The sequence below is a fragment of the Salegentibacter sp. 24 genome (assembly GCF_004362395.1).
GTDB lineage: Bacteria > Bacteroidota > Bacteroidia > Flavobacteriales > Flavobacteriaceae > Salegentibacter.
The window spans coordinates 1-4,220 of the sequence record NZ_SNWE01000048.1 but is presented as its reverse complement, the minus strand read 5'-3'; the positions used below and the strand labels follow the sequence as shown (position 1 = coordinate 4,220).

General features: G+C 30.7%; 4 protein-coding genes. 3 read left to right on the top strand and 1 reads right to left on the bottom strand.

Features of this window, described 5'->3' with window-relative positions:
- Positions 1 to 511: 511 nt before the first annotated feature.
- Positions 512 to 757: a hypothetical protein gene (locus DET49_RS18270; protein WP_133550287.1), complete on the bottom strand. Its 246-nt coding sequence runs from the start codon at positions 755 to 757 to the stop codon at positions 512 to 514.
- A 195-nt stretch (positions 758 to 952) separates the two neighbouring features.
- On the opposite strand from DET49_RS18270, the gene DET49_RS18265 reads away from it, so the two are divergent.
- From DET49_RS18265 to DET49_RS18255, 3 genes are all read left to right on the top strand, one after another.
- Complete coding sequence (locus tag DET49_RS18265; RefSeq protein ID WP_133550285.1) at positions 953 to 2,266, top strand: AAA family ATPase; 1,314 nt, start codon at positions 953 to 955, stop codon at positions 2,264 to 2,266.
- Complete coding sequence (locus tag DET49_RS18260; RefSeq protein WP_133550283.1) at positions 2,253 to 2,894, top strand: RloB domain-containing protein; 642 nt, start codon at positions 2,253 to 2,255, stop codon at positions 2,892 to 2,894. The genes DET49_RS18265 and DET49_RS18260 overlap by 14 nt, the downstream gene beginning before the upstream one ends.
- Before the next feature lie 710 nt (positions 2,895 to 3,604).
- Positions 3,605 to 4,087, top strand: coding sequence for a transcriptional regulator (locus DET49_RS18255; protein ID WP_133550281.1), 483 nt, complete (start codon positions 3,605 to 3,607; stop codon positions 4,085 to 4,087).
- Positions 4,088 to 4,220 lie beyond the last annotated feature (133 nt).

Below are 4,220 nucleotides of genomic sequence, written 5' to 3'. Positions count from 1 at the left end.
ATGAACTTAGTGTGTCCGAACAAAAAGAAATAGAAAAAGGAATTGAGAATTTAGATAACGGAAAAAGAATTTCCTATGAATCTTTTTTAAAGAAAATTTCATAGGGAATGAAAGTATTCTATTCTTATCCGAACTTGCTGAATCAAAACTTTTAAAACTTTCGGAATACTTATAAAAATTAGAGTTTAAAAACTAGAAATAAATTCATTTCAAAGCTGACTGAAAAAATCAAGCAAATGTCTAATCAACCCGATAGTTGTCCTAAATCGTGTGACTAAACAAACCGCATTCTACTACAGATTGAGGTCGAATAAGAAGGAAATCGAGATAATTACAATCTTTGATACAAGACAAAATCCTGAAAAATTAAAAAAAGACATTGATTGAACGTAAGAAAAACCAATAGAATAGACATCATCAATGGTTATTATTGGATTGCGCTTCTCAAACCTCCATATTTGCGGATACTAACCAGGGTTGGTTAATTAAACTTCTAGATAATAGTATTCGATTAAGCTAATATGTTCATTTTTAAGAGGTTTTTGGCAACAGGGGTATGCAAAAATAAGACTCTGAGGTACATCTCAACCATCCATTCCGGTAAGACATAAGGTACGGGTTTAATCTGGGTTAATTCCCAACCAAATAAGTTTTTCTGTTTTCGTTCTGGCTTTTTCCAGTGATTTCGATAACTCTCACAAAGAGCATTACTTTCAAACTCCTCAATCAAAGCAAACAATTCTTGTTCTTTACGCATTATAAATATTTTTGAGGGAATGTAAATTCTTTAAAGAATGTGGGATTACGAGTTTGTGGAGAGAATACGATTATAGCGAGTTGGGTATCCTTATGAGTGATATTTATTTAAGGAATATTAAACCAACCTATTGTTATATTATTCATTTTTTGACTTATATTTGTAAGTGAATTACATTTTAAAGATAAAAAATAGATGCTAATCAATTTTTCAGTTGAAAATTATCGTTCTATTAAGAATAAAGTTACTTTATCCTTTGAAGCTTCTAACTCAAAAGATTTAGAGGACTATTTCATTATAAACGCAACAAAAGATTTAAGGTTATTGAAATTAGGTTTAATATATGGTGCTAATGCTTCAGGAAAAACAACCTTGTTAGAAAGTTTAGAGTTTTTACAAGAATTAATCCTTGAACCTTTAGAGAAAAAAAATGAAGTTATTGACTTCAGTCCTTTTTTATTTGACAAAGCATCAAAGAATAAAAGCACGAATTTTTCAATAGAATTTTTTCAAAATAACATAAAATACATTTACAACCTTGCATTAAATACAAACTCTATTGTATTTGAGGAGCTTTACTATCACAAGCCGAACAAAGCGTTAGTTTTTCGAAGAAATACCGAACTTTCCAAGCAATTAACAAAAATTGAATTTGGCAGTAAAATTAAAATCAACAAAGCACATAAATCTACACTAGAAGCTAACACTCTATGGAATAATACGGTTTTAGGCGGTTATATTAAAACAAATTTTGAATCAAAAGAACTTCAAGAGACTGTAGATTGGTTTGATAATAAATTGAAACCAATGATCTCTTCAAAAACTAGTTTATTGAGTTTCATTTCTACAAGAATAGAAAACGATAAAATTAGCAAAAATGATATTGTTGATTTTCTTAAGAAAGCAGATTTCAATATATCAGACGTTGTAATAAAAAGTGAAGAAAGCGAAGTAGATCATGATGTTTTAGAATTTATCAATAAAAAATCTTTAGTCCCTAATGACAAATTGGATAAATTAAGAGAAACTGGGAAGATTGAAAAAAAAGAAATATTTTTTCAACACTCTCTTAATAATGATAATTTCTTGATGTCATATAATGATGAATCTCAAGGAACTCAAAGATATTATCAATTTAGCGGATTATTAAGTTTAATGATAAACGATGAACTTATAGTGCCTATTGATGAAATTGAATCATCGCTGCATCCTGATTTATTAAAACACTTTCTTTTATCGTTTCTAGCAAACTCAAAAGCATCTCAACTAATAGCTACAACTCATCATAGGGAACTTTTGATTGAAAAAGACATACTACGGAGTGATGCAATATGGTTTACAGAGAAAGATGATGATGGATGTACAGAGCTATTTTCTCTAGATGACTTTGATTCTTCCGTTGTCAGAAAAGATACAGGCTCAATTTTTAATGCTTATAAAACAGGAAAATTAGGGGCCGTTCCAAGTTTAAGTGATTATTATATCGAATTGGAAAATGGCTCGAATTAGGAACAAGAGAAATCAACATAGAAAAGGTAAACGGACCTATTCGATAATAGTAGATGGGAAAACCGAAGTTTGGTATATACAAATGCTAAAGAAAAACGAGGATTTACCAAGAATTGACTTAAAACCTGAATTGCCAAAGAAGAAAAAACTTTCTGAACAATTTGAAAGCGTAATAGAAAATTCAAAGATTTATGATGAAGTAGTTTGGCTTATTGATTTTGATACCATATTAAAAGAAACTAGGGAAGTAAAACCGGGGGAGAAAACAGCCTTACAAGAACTTGAGGAATACAAAAATCATATAGATAAAAATATCACAAATGTAGAACTGTTTGTAAATACACCCTGTCTTGAGTTATGGATATTATTGCATTATGAAGCAATTGGGAAATTCTTTCCTAATTGTACCGATGTAGAAAAAATACTTAAAAAGTCCCACATAAAAGATTATGAAAAAAGCGAAAAGTTTTACAAAAACCGAAGTAATGATATTTACAATCTTTTGTTAGAAAAAAAGGAGTTTGCAATTGAAAATGCAATGAAACTAGGGGAATTTAATATTAAAGATCCGTATAAAAGTATTTCCGAAATGTATAAGATTTTTGAAAAATTTGGAATAAAAAAATAACACCATACAATAACTAAGTATTCAGCCAATAGGCCAAGGCGGAATATCTTGTTGACATATCTGGTTCCTCTATGGGGAATGTGTTTTTATTCCGGGTTATTCAGGATTTTTATTCTGTAGATAAGCCATAACTGTTGGTTTTGTCCACTCAAATATTTACTAGTGACTTAACTCTAATTGAATATCGATTAGTCTTTTTTCGATCACTCCGTGAATAAATTCTTGGCTTTAGGACATAATTCTCCCACCCCGAATTGTGCTGGCAGTTTTTAGTAGATCTTTCGAATAACAGTAAATTAGTTAATTTGATAATTCGTCAGTTAGTCTATTCGGATTTAAGTGAGCTATTTGCCAATAAAATTAATTTTCGGATAGAAAACATGTAGGTCTTTTTGAATTCTAAAAGAATTTAAAAGAATAGTCAGAATATTTAGGAAATACATCAGCGGAATAAAGTACAAGAAAAATTGATTCCTGGTTTGATAGTGGGACATGGAAATAACACCAGTGGTTTGAATTTTATACTGAACTATAAATAATCCAAAAATAATTCTGGCAAATAGTAAAATGTTCCAGATTATTTCGAAATTGATGATAGCCTTGGATACACGCTTAAGGTTTTTAAAAACCACATTTTTAAATATTCGGGTTGAAGTTATATTGAAACAAACCTATCGATTTTTATAAACAAAATTGTTTATACTTGTGTTATGAATAATCTTTTAAAATATAAAGGAATTCACCCGGGAATTGTTTTAAAACGTGAGCTAAAAAAGCGTTCCCTAAAACAACGTCCCTTCGCTATGGACATAGGCGAATATCCGCAAACTTTGAATGCCATTACCAATGGGAAAAGAAATCTTAATAGACCCCTGGCACTAAAAATTGAAAAAAAACTTGGACTGGAAGAAGGCGCCTTGGCAATTTTACAGACGTATTATGACATAGCAAGAGAAAAAGAAAATCTCCAATCAAAAACACCAAATCTGTCCCTGCTTAAGGAATCCTTGTTTTGGGATACCAATATCAATCAAATTGATTGGCAGAAGCAGCGTAAGGCCGTTATCAACCGCATTTTTGAGCGTGGCAGCGAAACTGAGAAGAATGAAATTATTCGTTTTTATGGAAAGCCAATAGTAGATAATGTCCTTCGCACAGTAGCCAGAAAACCTTATACGGTCTCAACAGAATAATACGTTCTATTTAAATTGTGAGTTAATCGTAAGTTTAAAAAACTCAATCTGCGTGAAACCATATAAATACTGGGGTTTTCGACGTTTTAAAGGCGTTTTGCCACCCCGAATTGTGCTGGCAGTTTTTAGTAGA

Coding starts and splice junctions, on each gene's coding strand:
- DET49_RS18270 (WP_133550287.1), bottom strand. CDS start 757: ATGCGTAAAGAACAAGAATTGTTTGCTTTGATTGAGGAGTTTGAAAGT.
- DET49_RS18265 (WP_133550285.1), top strand. CDS start 953: ATGCTAATCAATTTTTCAGTTGAAAATTATCGTTCTATTAAGAATAAA.
- DET49_RS18255 (WP_133550281.1), top strand. CDS start 3,605: ATGAATAATCTTTTAAAATATAAAGGAATTCACCCGGGAATTGTTTTA.
- DET49_RS18260 (WP_133550283.1), top strand. CDS start 2,253: ATGGCTCGAATTAGGAACAAGAGAAATCAACATAGAAAAGGTAAACGG.